This is a genomic window from Devosia sp. Soil_C_22 (genome assembly GCF_057657195.1).
In genome coordinates, this window is record NZ_JBDGIY010000001.1 from 2,901,845 (window position 1) to 2,919,764 (window position 17,920).

Genomic DNA, 17,920 nt, shown 5'->3' on the forward strand with positions numbered 1-17,920 from the left:
ACTTATAGGTAGCGCTGCGGCGTTTTGTTAAACAAATTCAATGGGTCTACGACCCTGGACCGCGTCCAGGGAGGAAACCTGCGCCGCCCGATCAAGTTTTAAATGGGTTGCGCAGCTAACGAGGTGCCCTATCGTTTTGTCACGATTTAGGGAGGTTTGCGTTGAGTAAAAAGGATCAAGTTGCCTGTGGGTGCATCGGCCGTCGGGCCGTGCTCGTCGGTGCCGCGGGAGCGGCCGTCGGCCTCACGGTTGGCCGTGCATTCGCCGCCGATGAAGCGACGATGATGTCCCCGCAGGTCGGTGACCTGCTGGTTCGCGCTAGTGGCGACGACAAGACCACCCCGATCAAGGTCAGCGACGTCGAAGTGGGCGCGCAATATCCGATGCAGGCCTGGGCGGCCGACCCGGCCACCGGCGTTGCCCGCGACGGAACATTCATCAACATCCTGATGTTGACGGCATTTCCGGCCGATCAGCTGAGCGAGAGCGTCCGCGCCACTTCGGCCGAAGGCGTGCTCGCCAACACCATGATCTGTCCGCACGCCGCCTGCGAGGTCACCGACTACAACCCCGAGACGGCGATTGCCGAGTGCCCCTGCCACTTCTCGCGCTTCAACCTGAAGGAAGGCGGCGCGCTCGCCAACGGGCCTGCGACCCGCAAGCTGCCGTCGATCAGCCTGGCGGTGGATGCCGAAGGTCGGCTGACCATTGCTTCTGCTTATGATTCCCGCGTCGGAGGAGACGCGGAGTAGCCCCTAGCCACTCTTGAGGGAGAACCTGGAATGAAGTTGCTGAATTTTGGCTTGGCCGTGAGCTTCACGGCCCTGATGGCGGGTGCTGCATATGCGCAGCAGGCGCCGGCCGCTGCTCCGGCGGCACCGGCTGCTGCGCCGGCGGCGCCGGCCCCGGTGATCGCGATCCCCGACTACAAGTCGGTGACCACCGAGAGCCTGGTCAACCCCGCTGACGGCGACTGGCCGATGTACCGCCGTACCTACAACGGCTGGGGCTACAGCCCGCTGAAGCAGATCACGACCGAGAACGTGAAGAACCTGAAGCCGGCCTGGTCGGTTTCGACGGGCTATGCCGAAGGCCACGAAGCCCCGACCATCGTGGTCGACGGCGTCATGTTCACCGCCACCGCCGGCAACCAGATCCTGGCGCTCGACGCGGCGACCGGCGACATCCTGTGGCGCTACAAGCGCGAACTGCCGGCCGACATGCTGGGCTCGCACCCGACCAACCGTGGCGTCGCCCTGCTCGGCGACAAGGTCTACTGGATGTCGCGCGACTCCGTGCTCGTCGCCATCGACGCCAAGTCCGGCGCCGAAGTGTGGTCGACCACCGTGCAGGACTATCGCCTGGGCTATTACGCCAACCTTGCCCCGCTGGTGGTCGAGGACAAGATCGTCGTCGGCACTTCCGGTGGCGAGCGCGGCATCCGTGGCTATATCGCCGCCTTCGACGCCGAGAGCGGCGAAGAGGCCTGGCGTACCTTCCTCGTTCCCGAACCCGGCCAGCCCGGCTCGGAAACCTGGCCGCAGCCCGGTGACGAGTTCGAGGACGCCTGGAAGACCGGCGGTGCATCGAGCTGGGTGACCGGCCAGTACGACCCCGAGAACAAGATCATCTACTGGGGCACCGGTAACGGTGGACCGTGGATGGGCGACCAGCGCCCGGGCGACAACCTTTACGTGACCTCCGCCGTGGCCCTCAAGGCCGACGACGGTGAGATCGTCGGTCACTTCCAGTACCACCCGAATGACTCGTTCGACTGGGACGAAGTGGCTGCCCCGATCCTGGTCGACCTGACCAACAAGGATGGCGAAAAGGTCCCCGGCCTCGTCCATGCCGCCCGTAACGGCGTGCTGTGGGAACTCGAGCGTACGCCGGAAGGCCCGATCAACTTCATCAAGGGCACGCCCTACGTCGAGCAGAACTGGATCGGGAGCATGGATCCCGAGACCGGCTATATCGAGTATGCCGAGGGCACCAAGCCCGGCACCGGCATCGAGGGCGACTTCTGCCCCTCGTTCTGGGGTGGCAAGGACTGGCCTCCGATCGCCTACGATCCGGAGCTGAACTACGTGTTCATTCCGGCCAACGAGAACCTCTGCACGGTCATGGCGGGCGGCACGGTGGTCGAGTACCGTCCGGGCGCCAGCTTCACCCGCGGCACCCAGGGCGACAAGTCCGAGCTCTACATCGCGGAAGGCGCTGACCATATCGGCGAAGTCCAGGCGTGGGATCTCAGCACCGGCAAGGAAGTCTGGAGCACCAAGTTCCAGTCGCAGAACTGGGGCCCGCTGATGGCCACTGCCGGCGGCCTCGTCTTCGGCGGCGGTACCAACGACAGCATGTTCCACGCCTACGACTCCAAGACGGGCGAGATCCTGTGGGAGCAGAAGCTGAACTCCGGCATTATCGGCGTGCCGGCCAGCTTCGAAGTTGACGGCAAGCAGTATGTGTCGGTTCAGGCCGGCTGGGGCATCGACGCCGCCAGCATGCAGAACCGCCTCGCCAGCAGCTACCCGGACAAGTTCAAGGCCGCGACCACCGTGCCGACCGGTGGCGTGATCTGGGTGTTCGAAGTCGAAGAGTAAGTGACTGGCTCCGGGGGGCCCAGCGTCCCCCGGAGCCGTTTCAGGATTTCACCGTGACCGCTGGCCGCCGAAACCGCGGGCCCCTGCCCGGCCTGGCACTGCTGCTGCTGTGTGGCGCTCCGGCCATGGCCGCCGATGCAGGCCGCTTCACGGCCCCCGGCATGGCCGACCTCGTCCCGAAATTCTCCGTGGTCCTGGGTGGCGCCGTCGAAGGCGCCGGCCACTACCAGAACGTCGCCAGCCACAATTATCTGGCAAGCGGCGATTTCCTCTACACCATCGATGGCTGGGGCGGCATCGCCAAGCTCGACCTGAGCAAGAAGGGCGAGCGCGTCTGGTACAACGACCTGGGCCGCCGCGACATCGACGCCTGGCTGCAGGCCGCGCGCGGCATGGTGCTCGACGGCGACACCATTTTCGTCGGCGGCTCGGATGGCCTGCTGCACTGGCTCGACGCCACCTCCGGCACGCTGGTCCGCAGCGTCGCGGCTGGCAACCCGGTCGACGGTTTCGACATCGTCGCGCCCCCGATCGTGACCGACACCCTGGTGGTCGTCGCCGGCTCCGGTGACGATCGCGTCGGCCCCCTGACCTTCGTCGCTTTCGACAAGGCCACCGGCGAGCCGGCCTGGACCGCCGAACTCGGCGAGATTGCCGGCCTCAGCGCCGCGGTGCGCCAGCCCGGCGTCCTCGACCCCGAGCGCGGCCAGTTGCTCTGGCCCTTCACCTTCCCCGCCATCGCGGTGCCCGAGGCCGAGCGCGGAGCCTGGGCGGGAAACGGCGTCGTCGCCCTCGATATCGCCACCGGCGCCCTGCGCTGGCTGCATCGCGAAGCCCCGCCGCCCGACGCCCTGCCGCAGGACGGCCCGGTGCACCTGCTTGCCGCCACCGGTGAGCTACCGGCCCGCCTGCTGCAGTTCCGCGGCAATGGCAGCGTCGTGCTGCTCGACGCCGCGTCGGGCGAGCCGCTCACCGACACCAGCATCTATGGGCTCGACCCGGCGCGCATCGCCTTCTCGGCCGGCACGCACAACAACGACCTCGGCATCGCGGCGCCGACGGCAACCTGCGAGAACGCCTGGACCGTCAACGGCTATGCCTCCAGCGTCGATGTCGGGACCGGCCTTGCCTACGGCGCCAACGCCAATGCCTGCGTAACCGGCGTCGGCCACATCCTCACAGAACGGCGGGAGCCCAACTGGCTCGGCGCCTATTATGCCGGACACGATGCCTCGCTCGGCATCCTGACGGCCGCCGACATCGCCACCGGCAAGATCGTGGCACAACGGCTGTTCCCCGCGCCACTGGTAGGCGGCGCCACTATCATCGGGGACGGTCTCCTTGCTGTGACGAGCGCGGATGGAGCGCTCTATGTGCTTGACGCCAAGACGCTCGAGCCGGTGACCGACCGACAGATGGCCGCGCTGTCGTCGGTCCAGCCGCTGAAAACCACGGTGGATGGCGAGGATCGCCTGGTCATCGCCGTCGGTGGTGATGCGATCAGCCCCTACATCGCCTATCGCTCGCCCGACCTCTCGATGTCCGAAGGTCTGCTGGTCCTCCTCGTCATGGGACAGCGCGACCAATGAAACGGCTCCTCGCACTCGCCGCCGCTATCGCGCTCGCCGGCCCGGCGGCCGGTGCCGACACCATCTGGGACCTGCGGTTGGGCGAACCGGCCGGCGCCCAGCCTTCCGGATTCGTCGAATACGCCTGCGGCGGCAATGGCGGACCGCCGACCACACCGCTGGCCGGCTTTGCCGATTTCGCCCTCTGCCCTGCCGAGTCCAGCGGGTTGCACGAGGTCTATTTCCGTTACGACGATGAAGCCGACGCACTCCGCGAGGCCTGGCAGCGCTGGCCGCTGGCCCGGCTCGAGGGCACCCGCGTCTACGGCTTTCGCGCCATGGTCTCGGCGCTGTTCGATGCATCGGGTACACTGGCCGGGCTACGCATCCTGGCCGACCCGCGCGGTGCATCCGGCGGTGAGCGGAACGATCAGTGGCGGCTCGCCGCCGTCCTGCAGCAGCACTACGCCGACGCCAGCTGGACTTGCGAGGACAGCGAACTCCGCCCGCGAGAAACCGCCGCGGCCAGCTTCTTCGTCAAGCGCGCCTGTACCGGCGAAAGTGAGGGCCGTGCATTGTCCCTGTCGCAGAACTACTTCCACAAGGCCGGGCAGGATTTCGTCGATACGTTCGGCAAGGTGCAGGACACCTACTTCGTCAGCGACAGCCGCTTCGAGATTCGCCTCGCCGATCCGAACTAGCCCGGCGCCCGGCCGATGCTGGTGTTGGTGAAGACCGTGCACCCCAGATCGGCCTCGTAGAGCCGCGAATTTCGAATGTCGGCATTAGTCAGGGCCGCATCGCGTAACGTCGCACCGGCAAAGTCGACATTGAAGCCTTTGACGTAGGCGAGATCGGCCGAGGTCAGGTCCGCATCGGACATGCCGGCATGCTCGAGATTGGCGTTGCGCAGGGTCGCACCGGTGAAGTTGCTCTGGATCAGGTTGGCCAGCCGGAAATTCGCGCCTACGGCATAGGTCTGCGAGAAGTTGGCGCCCACCGCCACCGCGCCCTCGAAATTCGCCTCATCGATGCGGCCGTTCATCACCCGAGCGTGCTGCAACCGCGCCTGCCTCAGGTCTGCACCAGCAAGGTTTGCCGCTGTCAGATCGGCGCGCACCAGCATGGCGTTCGACAGATCCGCGCCGATCAGCGATGCCTCGCCGAGCTTGGCGCGTCCCAGGTTCGCGCCGGCCAGCACCGCGCCATCGAGGCGCGCCTTGCTCAGGTTCGCGCCGAACAGGCTGGCACCAGCCAGAACTGCACCCCTGAGGTCGGCGCCCGCGAGGTTGCGGTGCTGTAGCCGTGCCGAATCCAGCACGCATTTCGGACAGTCCGACGTCCGGCCGGCAAGAAACGCCGCTACGTCGCCAACGACGACCTGATCGAGATCGACTACCACCTGGGCTAGCGGCGGCCGCGGTGAAATCGGATAGCATTCGATCCGATTTTGTGCCGCTGCACTCCCCGCCATTGCAAGCAACAGTACAGGAGCGAGGTAACGCGAGATTTTACTCATGGGGCATGATAGCTGCCCCGGACCACAAGTAAATGCTACGGACGGACGGCCCGACCGATCCCTCCGCAGGCGATGACATCGCTTCAATCTACAGCGGGCGAACCAATACGGTCGGGCCGCCGGCGGCACGAAGCGCACGGATGGCTTCGTACTGGATGCAGTTGGGCGCCATTTCCATGATCTCGATACGGTTGCCGTCGGGGTCGGTGACCCACATGCCCCGGTTGCCGTCGACACCGCGCTTGGATGCCACCAGCGCCGAGGATGGCGTGATGCCCACGGACTTGAGGTGGGCGTCGGTCGCCTCGATGTCCTCGGTGGTGAGGCAGAGATGATTGACGCCGGTCGACTGGGGGCCGGCGACCGGCTCGCCGGTGCCGCCCGGAAAGAGCTCGAGGAAGAGCTGGTCGGTGACCTTGAGGTAGACGATCCACGGGCGGCCATCGGCATTGTTGAGGCGCAGGAACTCGGGGAAGCCGAGCTTGCCGTAAAAGTCGAGCGACCGATCGAGGTCGTTCACCTTGAAGGCGACGTGTCCCAGCGTGTCAAAGGCAGCCATTCTAGTCCTCCCATGGCGTTGTTCATGTGCTCGATCGCACCACCAGTTCGGGGTCGATCAGCGTAGTGCGCGGCTCGGGCGCTTCGTCCCCGGCCGCGATCAGCCGCATCAGCCGGTCGACGGCCATGCGGGAAACGACGTCCACCGCGTAGTTCATGGTCGAGAGCGGCGGCTCGGCGAATTCGGTGAGCTCGATATTGTCGTAGCCCATGATGGCCACGTCCTGCGGCACGCGCCGGCCGTGGCGGTGGCACCAGCGCAAGGCGCCGAAGGCCAGCGAGTCGTTGTGGGTGAACACGGCGGTGGGCGGGCGCGAAATGCTCATCAGCGTATCGAGCGCGTAGTAGCCATCGGTGGCGTAGTGCCCGCGGGTGGTGATCACCAATTCCGGATCGAAGGGCAGCCGGGCTTCGGCCAGCGCCTGCTGGTAGCCTTCGAATTTCTCGTTGTTGCCGCTGGCGGCGAAGGGATCGAGGAAGCCGATGCGCTGGTGGCCGACGCCGATCAGATGGCGGATGGCGCGGGCGGTGCCGCTGCGATCATCGACACTAACGACGTCGATACCCGGATCAGGTCCGGCGATCAGCGAGACCACGGGGAAGTGCCGGCGCAGGGCGCGCAGGTGTCCGAGCTCGTGGTGGATGGCGGGATAAACGAGCATGCCGTCGACGCGGCGGGCCCGGAACAGCTCGACGAGGCGCTTTTCCTCGCTGAGCTTGTGGTTCGAGGTCGCAAGCAGCGTGCCGTAGCCGCGCTCGGCGAGGGCGAGTTCCACCTGTTGGGCCGTGCGCGTGAGCGTAGGGTTCATGATGTCCGTCAGGATGAGCCCGATGGTCTTGGTTTCGCGGCTCACCAGCGAGCGGGCCACGTGGTTGGGTTGGTAGTTCAGTTCTTCGGCGACCCGTCGGATGGCATCGCGGGTCTCGCTGGGAATGCGCGGACTGTCGCGCAAGGCCAGCGAGACGGTGTTGGCCGAGAAGCCGGTCTTTTCCGCGATGTCCTTGAGACGGGTGGTGGTGCGCATGCTGGCGGGTCCGTATGCCGGCCAGGATCGGCCGAGTTTGCCTAGCTACGACAGGCCATTGGACCGGACAACATGCGAACGCCCCGTATCAGGCCATCGCGGTCTCACCCTTGAGCCGGGCGATGGCCTTGAGCTGCAGCGAGTCGGCGGCCATCTGCATCAATTCGATGCGGTTGCCGTCGGGATCCTCGATCCAGGCCTGCCAGTTGCCGTCGACTGCAAGCTTCAGGGGCAGCAGCAGCGGAATGCCCACCGCCTGGATGTCCTCGGACAGCTTCTTCACGTCGCTGGACTCGAGGCAAAGGTGGTTCATGCCGTTGGCGTTCCAGCCCGGGGCACGGTCACCCTCGGCGCCGGGGAAGACTTCGAGATACTGCGTGTCGGTGATGCGCAGGTAGACGAGGAAGACGCTGCCATCGTCGTGATGCAGCCGCATCATCTCGGGGAAACCGAGCTTGTTGATGTAGAAATCCAGCGACTTATCGAGGTCTTTCACCTTGATCGCGACATGGGCGATGCCTGTGATGCCCTGCATATCTCTCTCCCTAACGCGGCGCTTTGCGTCCATTTGTATGAGCGTTAATACGGTAGACTATCACCTCAACCTGCCAATCGGTCAATCCTGCACAGTAAATCCCGGCCACAAGAATCCGGATTGACCGCTGCGGCAGGGTCTGAAAGATTAACGCTAATACGTCCGAGCGTCTCCTGAGGAGGCGGACGCCACGGATTGCCGCCCGCAACAGGGCGGCTGAGGAGAGGGAGGGAGGGGATGGCCATTCGCTGGAGCCGATGGTCTCCGCAGCTGGCCTTGTCGCCGGCCGTGGCGATCACCGTCGTTGCCTTCATCGGCGCGATCTGCTGGACCGTCTACATGAGCCTTACTCGCTCGCGGCGGTTCGCCGAGTACGAGATCGACTGGAGCGAATGGGCCCGCCAGTACGAACGGCTGTTCCGCGACGATGGCTGGCAGATCTCGCTGCAGAACCTCGTCGTCCTCGGCATCGGCTCGACGCTCGCCATCGTGTTCGGTTTCGTGCTCGCCGCGCTGATCGAGCGCGAAAAGCGCGGCGAAGGCTTTTTCCGCACTGTGTTCCTCTATCCCCTGGCGGTGTCGCTGATCGTCACCGGTGTCGCCTGGCGCTGGATGTTCAACCCGAGCCTGGGCGTGCAGGCCTTCTTCCACTCGATTGGGCTGAACTTCATCGACTTCGACTGGCTGTCACGGCCGGAGACGGCCATGCACGGCATCATCCTGGCCTATATCTGGCAGGGCTCGGGCTTCTACATGGCCTTGATGCTGTCGGGGCTGAAGTCGATCAACACCGAGATCTGGAGTGCGGCGCGGCTCGATGGGGTGAGCGTGTGGCGGCTCTACTTCGAGATCATCATCCCGATGATGAAGTTCACCTTCCTCACCTGCGCCATCCTGCTCTCGCTAGGCGTGGTGAAGGCCTATGACGTGGTGGTCGCCATGACCAATGGCGGGCCGGGGCAATCGACCTGGGTGCCGGCCTATTTCACCATCAACGCCTACTGGGCCAAATCCAACCTCGGCTACGCCTCGGCCGCCGCGGTGGTGATGCTGCTGATCACGGCCGCCATCTTCCTGCCCCTGGTCCTGCTGACAGCCCTACGCGAACGGGCCAGAAAGGTGGTCGCCTGATGGACGCCGTAGCCGATACCAACCGGGCGGGTGCCGAAGTCGCCGTCGAGCGGGCGCCACTGTTTCCGCGCCGCAAGAAGGGAATTTCGGGACGCTCGATCGCCATCATCGTGTTCCTCACGATCTGCGCGCTGTTCTTCTGCGTACCGCTCTATGTGGTGGTGGTCACCTCGTTCAAGACGATGGCGCAGATCCGCGGCGGCGAGATCTTCGCCCTGCCCGCGCCCTTCACCTTGGATGCCTGGTGGGAAGCCTGGAATAATGCCTGCTCCGGCATTCGCTGCGACGGGCTGAAGATCGGCTTCTGGAACTCGATCGCCATCCTGTTCCCCAGCCTCGCCGTCTCGATCGCGCTGTCCTCGGTCACCGGCTACGCGCTGGCGCTGTGGAATGTGAAATGGGCGAACACCTTCCTGTTCATCCTGTTCATGTGCGCGTTCGTGCCGTTCCAGATCATCATGATCCCGCTCATCATCATGAGCTCGTGGGTGAAGATCTACGGCAGCGTGTGGGGCATCGCCATCATCCACGCGGTGCTGGCTATGCCGATCCTGACGCTGATTTTCCGCAACTACTACAAGGGCATCCCGCAGGAGATCATGAGCGCGGCCATGATGGACTCGGGGTCCTTCTGGCGGGTGTTCATCGAGATCATCCTGCCGATGTCGGCGAATATCCTCATCGTCGTGCTGATCCTGCAGATCACCTCGATCTGGAACGACTTCCTGATCGGACTGACCTTCGGCGGCCTCGGCACCCAACCGATGAGCGTGGTGCTGGCCAATGTGGTGATCACCACTACGGGCGAGACGGCCTACAACGAGAACATGGCTGCCGCCCTGCTCACGGCCATTCCTCCCCTCGTCATCTACTTCGTGCTCGGCAAGTTCTTCGTGCAGGGCATCACCGCCGGCGCGATCAAGGGTTAGCCATGCCACGCGTGCAATTCGAAGACATCATCAAGTCGTATGGGCGCCTGACGGTGCTCAAGAGTCTCGACCTCACCATCGAGGACGGCGAGTTCGTCGTACTGCTCGGCCCATCGGGCTGCGGCAAGACCACGCTGCTCAACCTGCTCGCCGGACTGCTCGAGGTTTCGGCGGGGCGCATCACCATCGGCGGACGCGACGTCACCGACCTCGATCCCAAGGATCGCGGGCTCGCCATGGTGTTCCAATCCTACGCGCTCTATCCGACCAAGACGGTGCGCGGGAACCTGCGCTTCGGGCTCTCGGCGCAGAAGCTCGACCGGGCCGAGATCGACCGGCGCGTCGCCTGGGCGGCAAAGCTGCTGCAGATCGAGCCCTTGCTCGACCGCAAGCCGGCGCAGCTGTCGGGCGGGCAGCGGCAGCGCGTGGCGATCGGCCGGGCGCTGGTGAAGCAGGTACCGGTGTTCCTGTTCGACGAGCCGCTCTCCAACCTCGATGCGAAGCTCCGCACCGAGATGCGGCTCGAGATCAAGAAGCTGCACGACGAGACCAACTCGACTGTCGTCTACGTCACGCACGACCAGATCGAAGCCATGACCATGGCCACCAAGATCGCGGTGATGGATGGCGGCGTGATCCAGCAATTCGGCACGCCCGACGAGATCTACGAGGCGCCACGCAACCTGTTCGTCGCGGGTTTCATCGGGGCGCCAGCCATGAACCTGCGCCGCGGCGTCATCTCGCAGGTGAACGGCCGGACCAGCGCGCAGATCGATGGGGTAAGCCTCGATCTGACCCGCTACCGCTTCGCCACGGCGCCCAAGGATGGGCAGGAGATCGTGCTGGGGCTGCGGCCCGAGCATTTCGGCCAGCCGGGGCAAGACGTGGCGGGCGAGGCCGGGCGCTTCGCGCTGCCGGTGCAATACACCGAGCGCACGGGAGGTGACGCCACCGGCTACCTGAAGCTGCCGGACGGGCTGCTCGCCATTCGCATGGAACCGGGCCGCTCGTCGGCGCTCAGCCAGGGCGATGTGGTGAGCGTCGGTTTCCCCGGCGACAAGCTCAACGTGTTCGACGCAGGCAGCGGCCTGCGCATGTGACCGGATGCCGGGCAAAGGCCCGGACGGCCCGACAACAGCTCCGGATGACCGCGAAGGGCACGCGGCGGCAGGAACCGGAACAGCCCGACGACAACGTCCCCCTGGGACATAAGGGAGTGAGAAGGATATGCGCAGCAAACTGCTTGGCATCGTCGCCGGCCTCATGGCCAGCGCCGCCACGTTCTCCGGTCACGCCGCAGAACTGATCGTCTACCACGGCTGGTCGACCCAGTCGGAAGTGAATGCCCTCAACGTGCTGAGGGAGGCGATGGAGGCCAAGGGCCACACTTGGAAGGACCTCGCCATCCCGCACAACTCGGGCGTCAACGTTTCGATCGTCAACATGGTCACCGGCGGCGAGCCGCCCAACGCCTTCGTGACCTCGGACCCCAACGTCTTCCGCGACCTGCAGAAGATGGGGCTCGCCCGCGACCTGACCGACACCTACAACGAGATCGGCGCGACCGAGGGCTTCTTCCCGATCATCCGCGACCTGTCGACGGTCGACGGCCAGTTGGTGAAGATCCCGCTCTTCATGCACATCGACGGCATGGTTTACTGGAACAAGGAAGTCGCCACCAAGGCCGGCGTCGATCCGGCCGCCTGGAAGGACGTCGACCAGATGCTGGCCGATTTCCAGAAGATCAAGGATGCCGGGTTCATTCCGGTGGCGGTGGGCTCGCAGGCCTTCCAGGTCGGCTACCTGTTCCACGCCATGCTGGCCGCCATTGGCGGGCCCGAGATCTACAACCGGCTCTACTCGGAAGAGCCCGATGCGACCGTGATGGATACGCCCGAGTTCAGGAAGGCCGTGGAAGTGGTACGCGCCTTCTCGAACGAAGCCGGGCCCGAGGCCGAGAACCGGCCGTGGAACGAAGCGACCAACACGGTGATCACCGGGCAGGCACTGTTCCAGGTGATGGGCGACTGGATGAAGGGCGAGTGGCTGGCGGCCGGCAAGGTGCCGGGCGTCGACTTCGGTTGCCAGGTCATCCCCGGCGCCAAGGCCGTGCCGGTGACTTCGGATGCCATGGGTGTGCTGGGTGGGCAGAACGAGGAAATCGACAAGGCCGAACTCGACCTCGTCGCCGCCTTCGTCGACCCGGTGGTATCGGCCAAGGCCAACCAGCAGAAGGGCTCGACCTCGCCGCGTGCCGATGCGCCCACCGAGTTCCAGGACGCCTGCAACAAGGTGGCCATGGACGCCTTGAACGTGCCGAATGCGCAAGTGCCGAACCCGTTCAACGTGATCGACGCCGACTGGAACAACGCGATCTGGAACGTGATGTTCAACTACTGGTCGGACAAGTCGCAGACGGTCGACGACGTGATCGAGGCGCTCAAGGACGAGCGTGACGCGATCTTCGGTTGATCCACGTCTATGACGGGCCGGTCCGCACGGCACGTCGGATCCAGGCGGCACCCTCCCGGGCCGCCTGGATCGCTGCATTCCGGCTCATCAGGTTCGCCGCTACGTCGTCCTGATTATGGCCGGCGGTGAAGAGGGCTGATCTCGATCACTGCCGGTCGCTAGAGCGCGAGCTCATAGGCCGTCACCGAAGCCTTGGGTATGCGCAACGTGCCCGTTGTCGGCTCGGTCGTCGTCGTCACAGCAAAGACGTCCAGCGCCGTGCTGTCTATGGCAGTATCGAGTTCGGGGTTGATCCGGTGCGCACGAACCGACTTCGGCACGGTACCAAGATCGAGCGTGACGTCAGCCGCATTGTCGAGGCTGGTATTGACGACGTGCACGTAGAGCGTGTCGCCGGAGCGGCTGGCCGAGACCTCGATCGACTTGTCGTCCGAGCTGACATTCACGCCGTGCGTGCCGGAGTGGCGGCGGAACAGGCGCATGATGTGGCCGACCGGCAGCAGGTAGGGCTGCTCGCGCGGCGAGCCGAGCAACACGGCGTTCACGGTCCAGCTCGTGCCGGCGAAATCGGCAAGCGTCGAGATGTCGACAATGTCGGAGTGCCGCTCGAACAGCGCCATGCAGCGGGCATGGTAAAGCCCCGAGATCCACTCGCGCAGCATCTCGGACTTGTTGTGCGGCTGGATCGACAGATGCGCCTCGGTGATCGCGAGCTTGGCGGGCGTACCGAGATCCTTGAGCGTCTGGCGCGCGCCGAGCAGCTTGTCCTCGACCTTCCTGTACATGCCGCCCAGCGCTTCCCAGGTCGCGCCATAGTCCTTGCGGTAGTCCCGGCCATGCAGCACGGTCGGCTCGTTGCCTGGGTTCTGGTGCATCATATGGATGGCGACCATGTCGACGAGGTCACCGCCCTCCTGCACCAGCTCGTTGGCCCACCACTTGCCTGTGTCGCGCTCCATGTCGCCCCAGCCAATCAGCTGGATCGAGGGGTCACGCGCCTTCATCGCCCTGGCGAACTCGACATAGTGTTTCGCGTTTTCTGAGCTCGTGAAGCGCTCACCTGCCTTGGGATACGAGGTCTCGTTGCCGATCTGCCAGGTGTGGATGGCCCACGGCGCCTTGCGGCCATTGGCGATGCGCTCGGCATTGTCCGGATCATTGGCGTAGCTGACGAGATCGGCCGCCTCGGTGGCATCGCCGGAGCGCTGTTCGCCGAGCGCCGTGTTGATATATTCGGGCCGCCCGTCGGCGGCGAAGTTGATCGCCATGATCGGCTCGGCCGACACCGCTTCGCAGAACTCGAGGAATTCGTCGACGCCGACGACGTTCTTCTCCCAGCCGCCCCAGAGGTAGTTGACCATGTCCTTGCGCGCGGCGCGCGGGCCGACGCTCTCGCGCCACTTCCAGAAGCTGGTGAGGATGCCGCCCCAGCGGATCGAGCTCGGTGCAAGGTCGCGCACAACCTCGACAAAGTCCGGCCGCCAGCGGTCGGACAGTGCGTCCCAGCAGGCTTCGACGGACGAATCCGTAGTGCCGAGCGGCTCCATGAACTGCATGTAGAGGCGGGGCGAAATGGCGTGCAGCGGCCGCGGGTCGACTTTGATCGTCGGCATGAAAGGAGCTCCTGAGACTATTACTTGATGCCCGAGGCCGGGCGCATTCCGCTGACGATCCACCGCTGTCCGAGCAGGAACAGGATGATCATCGGCAATGAGGTGACGAAGGCCGCGGCGAGAATGATGGTGTAGTTGAGCACCGCGCTCGTATCGGCGCTGAGATAGGCGATCACCACCGGCACCGGCATCGCCTCCGGCGAGTTGGTGACGATCAGCGGCCACAGGAAGTTGTTCCAGCTGTACAGCGCAGTGATCACCGTGACGGTGATGATCGAGGGCATGGCCAGCGGCACCATGATCTTCGAAAAGATCTGGAACTCGCTGGCACCATCGATACGCGCCGCCTCGTCCAGCTCGCGTGGCACTTCCATGAAGAACTGGCGCAAGATGAAGATGCCGATGACGCGCGGCAGCCCGGGCAGGATCACGCCCCACAGCGTGTTGACGAGCCCGATATTGGCCATGAGGTCATAGAGCGAGATGACCTCGAGGATACCAGGCATCATCATCGACACCAGCACCAGGGCAAACAGTACGTTGCGGCCGAAGAATTTCGTCCGCGCGAACGCATAGGCCGCCGGAACGTCGAGCAGCAGGATACCGGCAACCTGAAGCACCATGATGACCGTGCTGTTCCACAGCCCGCCCGGCACACTTACACCGCGTTGGGTTTCGGTGAGCACCTTCCAGTAGTTGTCGAGCGTCCACTGCGTGGGAATGAACACTCCCTTCAGCACCTCGGCCGGCGGCGCGAACGAGAACAGCACGAGCGAGACGAGCGGCAGGAACCACAGTGCCGCCAGTATGACGAGGACGATCCAGCGCGCCGTCTGCGTACCCTTGCGCTGCATGGCTCAGGCCTCCCGCCTAAAGAAGCGGAACTGAATGAAGCTCAGCGTCGCGATGATGATGGTGATGACGACGCCGATCGCTGCGGCGCGGCCGAGCGAGAAGCGCTGGAACCCCTCCTCGTAGAGCAGCATGGTGAGGACTGTCGTGGACCCGAATGGCCCGCCCTGCGTCATGATCAGCACTTCGCCGAAAATCTGGAAGCCCTGCACGATCGACAGGACGATGACGATCAGCAGGATCGGCCGCAGCAGCGGCACGGTGATGAGAACGAGGTCCTGCAGCGGATTGGAGCCATCGAGCCGCGCCGCCTCGTAGAGCTCGTCGGGAATATTCTCGAGCCCGGCAAGCAGGATGATCACCATGAACCCGACATTGATCCACAGCGTCACCAGGCTGACCACGAACAGGGCCCAACCCGGCTGCTGCAGCAGGTTCTGGCCAGGGAGGCCGAAGAACTGCAGCACCTTGTCGATGGTGCCGATATTGGGCTCGAACAGCCAGTTGAAGGCGATAGCCGCTACCGCCACGTTGATGACGATGGGCAGGAAGAAAGCGGTGCGGAAGATGCCGATGCCGGGGAGCTTGCGATGCAGCAGCACCGCCAGCAGCAGCGAGATCACCGTGATCATCGGCACATACATCAGCGCGAAAGTGCTGGTGACCCAGAATGAGCTCCAGAAGCGCGCATCGCCGATCAGCGAGGTGTAGTTGGCGAGCCCGACGAATGCGTTAGGCCCGAAGATGCCCCAGTCGAACAGGCTCATGTAGAGCGCCCGCCCGACCGGATAGGCGACGAACACCGCGAACAGCGCGATATAGGGTCCCGCGAGCAGATACGGGAATAGTGTCGAACGCTGGCGAGCCATCGCAGTCCTTCAGGTGGCCGGGGAAGTCGGGCGACCTGCTGAAGCCGGCCGCCCGCTGGGAGTCGTCCGCCGAAGCGGGCGGGGAGTTACTTCTTGGCCAATTCCTGGCGGATGCCGTCGACCATCATCTGCACGGCCTGGTCAGCATTGACCTGACCGGCGTAGAAGGCCTCGGCCGTGGTCTGGATGACGCGGTCGACCTGCGGTTGCACCGACAGGGCCGGCGGGAAGTGCACGTAGTCGAGCGAAGTCGCGACGATGGCCTGCTCGGGCAGCGCCTTGAACTCATCGCTGTTCAGCGTCGTGACCTTGGCCGGCATCTTCCCTGTCTTGGCCCAGGCGATCGAGTTGTCGCCGATCCACTTGACGAAGACGAGCGCATCGGCACGAGCCTCGGGCGGCGTGCCGCGCGGGATGACGAAGTTGTGGCCGAGCGCAAACGTTGCGGCCCTGTCGCCGAAGGTCGGCAACGGCGCCACGCCGAACTGCAACCCCTGGTCGGCGGCGGCGGTCTGGTATACCGGCAGGTCGGTGATCTGGTTGATCACGATGCCGAACTTGTTCTGTGCGAACTGCGCCGGCACGTCGGTAATGATCTCCTTGGGCGCCAGCCCGGCGTCCATGTACGCCTTCAGCGTCTCGAGCGATTTCTTTGCCGTCTCGGCGAAACCGTCGGCCACATCGGTCTGGTCGGCGTTGTAGAGGTCGTCCTGGTACTGCCAGTAGATCGAGTAGAAGTTGCGGAACGCGCCCGAGCCATTGAGCTGGAACTGAAGGCCCATGACGCCGTTGCCGAGCGCCTGGATCTTGGTTGCCGCATCAAGTAGTTCGGCGCCCGTCTTGGGCGGATTGTTCGGGTCGAGCCCGGCCTGTTCGAACAGTGTCTTGTTGAAATAGATGTGGCGCGGAAACGCGTCGATCGGCACCCCGTAGCGCTGGTCGGCGACCACGCCGGCACTCCATAGCGGCGCAATGTAGTCGGCTTCTACGAGGCCGGCCGCTGCCACCTCCTCTGGCGTGTAGGCCTCGAGCGCGCCTTGCTTGACGAAGCCGGCGATCTGGTGGCTGTGCATCACGGCGAGATCGGGGGCGGTGCGGGACGCCATCGAGACCGAGAGCTTCGTGTAGTAGTCGTCCCACGGAATGATCAGCAGGTTGATCTGCACGCCGGCCTCGGCGCCGGCGCCGGCATTGAATTCCTTGACCAATGCGTCGATGGCGTTGCCGTCAGGGCCGGTAAACGGGCTCCAGAACTCGACCTCGCCCGCAACTGCAACAAGCGGTAGCGCCGATGTGGCGACTATGGCCATGGCCGACACGGCCAGCCGGTTGAAAGCCTTCATGATGTTTCCTCCTGATCGTCCCCTTTCGAACGATCTCCTTGCCTACGCTACTGATATAATAGTATCCAAGTCAACGGTCTCATCGTCACAGGCGGCGGGCCCCTGTGCTAGACTCTCATCCAACGGGCGGCCAGAAGCCCGCCAAATTGTGGTTCTGCCAATGGACTTGCCTAGAGAATCAACTCGGTCACGCCGACGTGCCAGTCCGCGTCGTGCCAGCGCGGCTGGCATCAGCTCTGCGTGGAGACTAGTATATCAGAATGTCAGGGACGAGATCGTATCTTTGCACCTCAGGCCTGGCGACCCCATCAACGAGAAGGAGATCGCCTCGCACTACGGGTTGAGCCGGACCCCGGTCCGTGAAGCTATGCAACGTCTGGCCGATGAGCGCCTGATCGAGGTCTTTCCTCAATCCGGTACCTTCGTCGCCCGCATTCCGTACGACGATCTGCCCGAGGCGATGGTGATCCGAAAGGCCCTGGAGACGGCTTCCGTGAGGCTGGCGGCTGAAAAGGCGACCAAGAGCCAGGTGCTGGCCCTCGCCACCATCGTCGAGCAGCAACGCGAGGCGGCCGAGGCCAACGACCAGACGACCTTTCACCGCGCCGATGAGGCCTTTCACGCCAAGATCGCCGAGATCAGCGGCTTTCCCGGAATATGGCGGCAGGTGCTGCAGGTGAAGGTTCAGGTCGACCGCTATCGCCGTATGACGCTCGCCCAGGAGGGCCGCATGGCCCAGGTGATTGCCGACCATGAGAGAATCCTGGCGTGCATTACGGCGAGTTCACCAGAGGATGCGGTGTCGGAAATGGCACACCATCTGGATGCGGTACTGCCCGAAAAGACGGCCGAGTGAACATGCCGGCATCCGCAAGCATGCCAGCGCACCTGGTCGCGCTGCCA

At 64.5% G+C, this 17,920-nt stretch carries 17 protein-coding genes; 9 read left to right on the top strand and 8 right to left on the bottom strand.

Features of this window, described 5'->3' with window-relative positions:
* Nucleotides 1-161 precede the first annotated feature (161 nt).
* Genes AC3A6I_RS14140 through AC3A6I_RS14155 form a run of 4 tightly spaced genes read left to right on the top strand, consistent with a single transcriptional unit; the run spans nt 162 to nt 4,872 of the window.
* Nucleotides 162-752 (top strand): QcrA and Rieske domain-containing protein, encoded by a 591-nt coding sequence (locus AC3A6I_RS14140; RefSeq protein WP_487544354.1) that lies wholly within the window; start codon nt 162-164, stop codon nt 750-752.
* Between the two features lie 30 nt (nt 753-782).
* Nucleotides 783-2,603 (top strand): PQQ-dependent dehydrogenase, methanol/ethanol family, encoded by a 1,821-nt coding sequence (locus AC3A6I_RS14145; protein ID WP_487544355.1) that lies wholly within the window; start codon nt 783-785, stop codon nt 2,601-2,603.
* Nucleotides 2,604-2,656: 53 nt separating this feature from the next.
* Nucleotides 2,657-4,192, top strand: coding sequence for an outer membrane protein assembly factor BamB family protein (locus tag AC3A6I_RS14150; RefSeq protein ID WP_487544356.1), 1,536 nt, complete (start codon nt 2,657-2,659; stop codon nt 4,190-4,192).
* A complete protein-coding gene (locus AC3A6I_RS14155) occupies nt 4,189-4,872 on the top strand; it encodes a hypothetical protein (protein ID WP_487544357.1) in 684 nt (227 codons plus the stop codon). The genes AC3A6I_RS14150 and AC3A6I_RS14155 overlap by 4 nt, the downstream gene beginning before the upstream one ends.
* Here AC3A6I_RS14155 and AC3A6I_RS14160 read toward each other — a convergent pair.
* From AC3A6I_RS14160 to AC3A6I_RS14175, 4 genes are all read right to left on the bottom strand, one after another.
* On the bottom strand, nt 4,869-5,690 hold the full coding sequence (locus tag AC3A6I_RS14160) for a pentapeptide repeat-containing protein (RefSeq protein ID WP_487544358.1): 822 nt from the start codon (nt 5,688-5,690) through the stop codon (nt 4,869-4,871). The genes AC3A6I_RS14155 and AC3A6I_RS14160 overlap by 4 nt on opposite strands.
* A gap of 88 nt (nt 5,691-5,778) precedes the next feature.
* On the bottom strand, nt 5,779-6,249 hold the full coding sequence (locus tag AC3A6I_RS14165; RefSeq protein WP_487544359.1) for a VOC family protein: 471 nt from the start codon (nt 6,247-6,249) through the stop codon (nt 5,779-5,781).
* Between the two features lie 22 nt (nt 6,250-6,271).
* Nucleotides 6,272-7,273 carry a LacI family DNA-binding transcriptional regulator gene (locus AC3A6I_RS14170; protein WP_487544360.1) on the bottom strand — a complete coding sequence of 334 codons (1,002 nt, stop codon included), beginning with the start codon at nt 7,271-7,273 and terminating at the stop codon, nt 6,272-6,274.
* Nucleotides 7,274-7,361: 88 nt separating this feature from the next.
* Nucleotides 7,362-7,808, bottom strand: coding sequence for a VOC family protein (locus AC3A6I_RS14175; RefSeq protein WP_487544361.1), 447 nt, complete (start codon nt 7,806-7,808; stop codon nt 7,362-7,364).
* A 237-nt stretch (nt 7,809-8,045) separates the two neighbouring features.
* On the opposite strand from AC3A6I_RS14175, the gene AC3A6I_RS14180 reads away from it, so the two are divergent.
* The 4 genes from AC3A6I_RS14180 to AC3A6I_RS14195 all read left to right on the top strand — a co-directional run bounded on the left by AC3A6I_RS14180 (nt 8,046) and on the right by AC3A6I_RS14195 (nt 12,340).
* Nucleotides 8,046-8,939 carry a carbohydrate ABC transporter permease gene (locus AC3A6I_RS14180; RefSeq protein ID WP_487544362.1) on the top strand — a complete coding sequence of 298 codons (894 nt, stop codon included), beginning with the start codon at nt 8,046-8,048 and terminating at the stop codon, nt 8,937-8,939.
* On the top strand, nt 8,939-9,868 hold the full coding sequence (locus tag AC3A6I_RS14185; RefSeq protein ID WP_487544363.1) for a carbohydrate ABC transporter permease: 930 nt from the start codon (nt 8,939-8,941) through the stop codon (nt 9,866-9,868). The genes AC3A6I_RS14180 and AC3A6I_RS14185 overlap by 1 nt, the downstream gene beginning before the upstream one ends.
* Nucleotides 9,869-9,870: 2 nt before the next feature.
* Nucleotides 9,871-10,968, top strand: a complete 1,098-nt coding sequence (locus AC3A6I_RS14190) for an ABC transporter ATP-binding protein (protein WP_487544364.1) — start codon at nt 9,871-9,873, stop codon at nt 10,966-10,968.
* A 127-nt stretch (nt 10,969-11,095) separates the two neighbouring features.
* Nucleotides 11,096-12,340, top strand: coding sequence for an ABC transporter substrate-binding protein (locus AC3A6I_RS14195; RefSeq protein ID WP_487544365.1), 1,245 nt, complete (start codon nt 11,096-11,098; stop codon nt 12,338-12,340).
* Between the two features lie 158 nt (nt 12,341-12,498).
* Here AC3A6I_RS14195 and AC3A6I_RS14200 read toward each other — a convergent pair whose 3' ends face one another.
* The 4 genes from AC3A6I_RS14200 to AC3A6I_RS14215 all read right to left on the bottom strand — a co-directional run bounded on the left by AC3A6I_RS14200 (nt 12,499) and on the right by AC3A6I_RS14215 (nt 17,017).
* Nucleotides 12,499-13,953 (bottom strand): hypothetical protein, encoded by a 1,455-nt coding sequence (locus AC3A6I_RS14200; protein ID WP_487544366.1) that lies wholly within the window; start codon nt 13,951-13,953, stop codon nt 12,499-12,501.
* A 20-nt stretch (nt 13,954-13,973) separates the two neighbouring features.
* Complete coding sequence (locus tag AC3A6I_RS14205) at nt 13,974-14,807, bottom strand: carbohydrate ABC transporter permease (protein ID WP_487544367.1); 834 nt, start codon at nt 14,805-14,807, stop codon at nt 13,974-13,976.
* A gap of 3 nt (nt 14,808-14,810) precedes the next feature.
* Nucleotides 14,811-15,674 (bottom strand): carbohydrate ABC transporter permease, encoded by an 864-nt coding sequence (locus AC3A6I_RS14210; RefSeq protein ID WP_487544368.1) that lies wholly within the window; start codon nt 15,672-15,674, stop codon nt 14,811-14,813.
* Between the two features lie 86 nt (nt 15,675-15,760).
* A complete protein-coding gene (locus tag AC3A6I_RS14215; protein ID WP_487544369.1) occupies nt 15,761-17,017 on the bottom strand; it encodes an extracellular solute-binding protein in 1,257 nt (418 codons plus the stop codon).
* Between the two features lie 160 nt (nt 17,018-17,177).
* Here AC3A6I_RS14215 and AC3A6I_RS14220 point away from each other — a divergent pair, with 160 nt between their 5' ends.
* On the top strand, nt 17,178-17,873 hold the full coding sequence (locus tag AC3A6I_RS14220) for a GntR family transcriptional regulator (protein ID WP_487545033.1): 696 nt from the start codon (nt 17,178-17,180) through the stop codon (nt 17,871-17,873).
* Nucleotides 17,874-17,920: the final 47 nt, after the last annotated feature.

Coding starts and splice junctions, on each gene's coding strand:
- AC3A6I_RS14145 (WP_487544355.1), top strand. CDS start 783: ATGAAGTTGCTGAATTTTGGCTTGGCCGTGAGCTTCACGGCCCTGATG.
- AC3A6I_RS14155 (WP_487544357.1), top strand. CDS start 4,189: ATGAAACGGCTCCTCGCACTCGCCGCCGCTATCGCGCTCGCCGGCCCG.
- AC3A6I_RS14160 (WP_487544358.1), bottom strand. CDS start 5,690: ATGAGTAAAATCTCGCGTTACCTCGCTCCTGTACTGTTGCTTGCAATG.
- AC3A6I_RS14165 (WP_487544359.1), bottom strand. CDS start 6,249: ATGGCTGCCTTTGACACGCTGGGACACGTCGCCTTCAAGGTGAACGAC.
- AC3A6I_RS14170 (WP_487544360.1), bottom strand. CDS start 7,273: ATGCGCACCACCACCCGTCTCAAGGACATCGCGGAAAAGACCGGCTTC.
- AC3A6I_RS14175 (WP_487544361.1), bottom strand. CDS start 7,808: ATGCAGGGCATCACAGGCATCGCCCATGTCGCGATCAAGGTGAAAGAC.
- AC3A6I_RS14180 (WP_487544362.1), top strand. CDS start 8,046: ATGGCCATTCGCTGGAGCCGATGGTCTCCGCAGCTGGCCTTGTCGCCG.
- AC3A6I_RS14185 (WP_487544363.1), top strand. CDS start 8,939: ATGGACGCCGTAGCCGATACCAACCGGGCGGGTGCCGAAGTCGCCGTC.
- AC3A6I_RS14190 (WP_487544364.1), top strand. CDS start 9,871: ATGCCACGCGTGCAATTCGAAGACATCATCAAGTCGTATGGGCGCCTG.
- AC3A6I_RS14195 (WP_487544365.1), top strand. CDS start 11,096: ATGCGCAGCAAACTGCTTGGCATCGTCGCCGGCCTCATGGCCAGCGCC.
- AC3A6I_RS14200 (WP_487544366.1), bottom strand. CDS start 13,953: ATGCCGACGATCAAAGTCGACCCGCGGCCGCTGCACGCCATTTCGCCC.
- AC3A6I_RS14205 (WP_487544367.1), bottom strand. CDS start 14,807: ATGCAGCGCAAGGGTACGCAGACGGCGCGCTGGATCGTCCTCGTCATA.
- AC3A6I_RS14210 (WP_487544368.1), bottom strand. CDS start 15,674: ATGGCTCGCCAGCGTTCGACACTATTCCCGTATCTGCTCGCGGGACCC.
- AC3A6I_RS14215 (WP_487544369.1), bottom strand. CDS start 17,017: ATGAAGGCTTTCAACCGGCTGGCCGTGTCGGCCATGGCCATAGTCGCC.
- AC3A6I_RS14220 (WP_487545033.1), top strand. CDS start 17,178: ATGGACTTGCCTAGAGAATCAACTCGGTCACGCCGACGTGCCAGTCCG.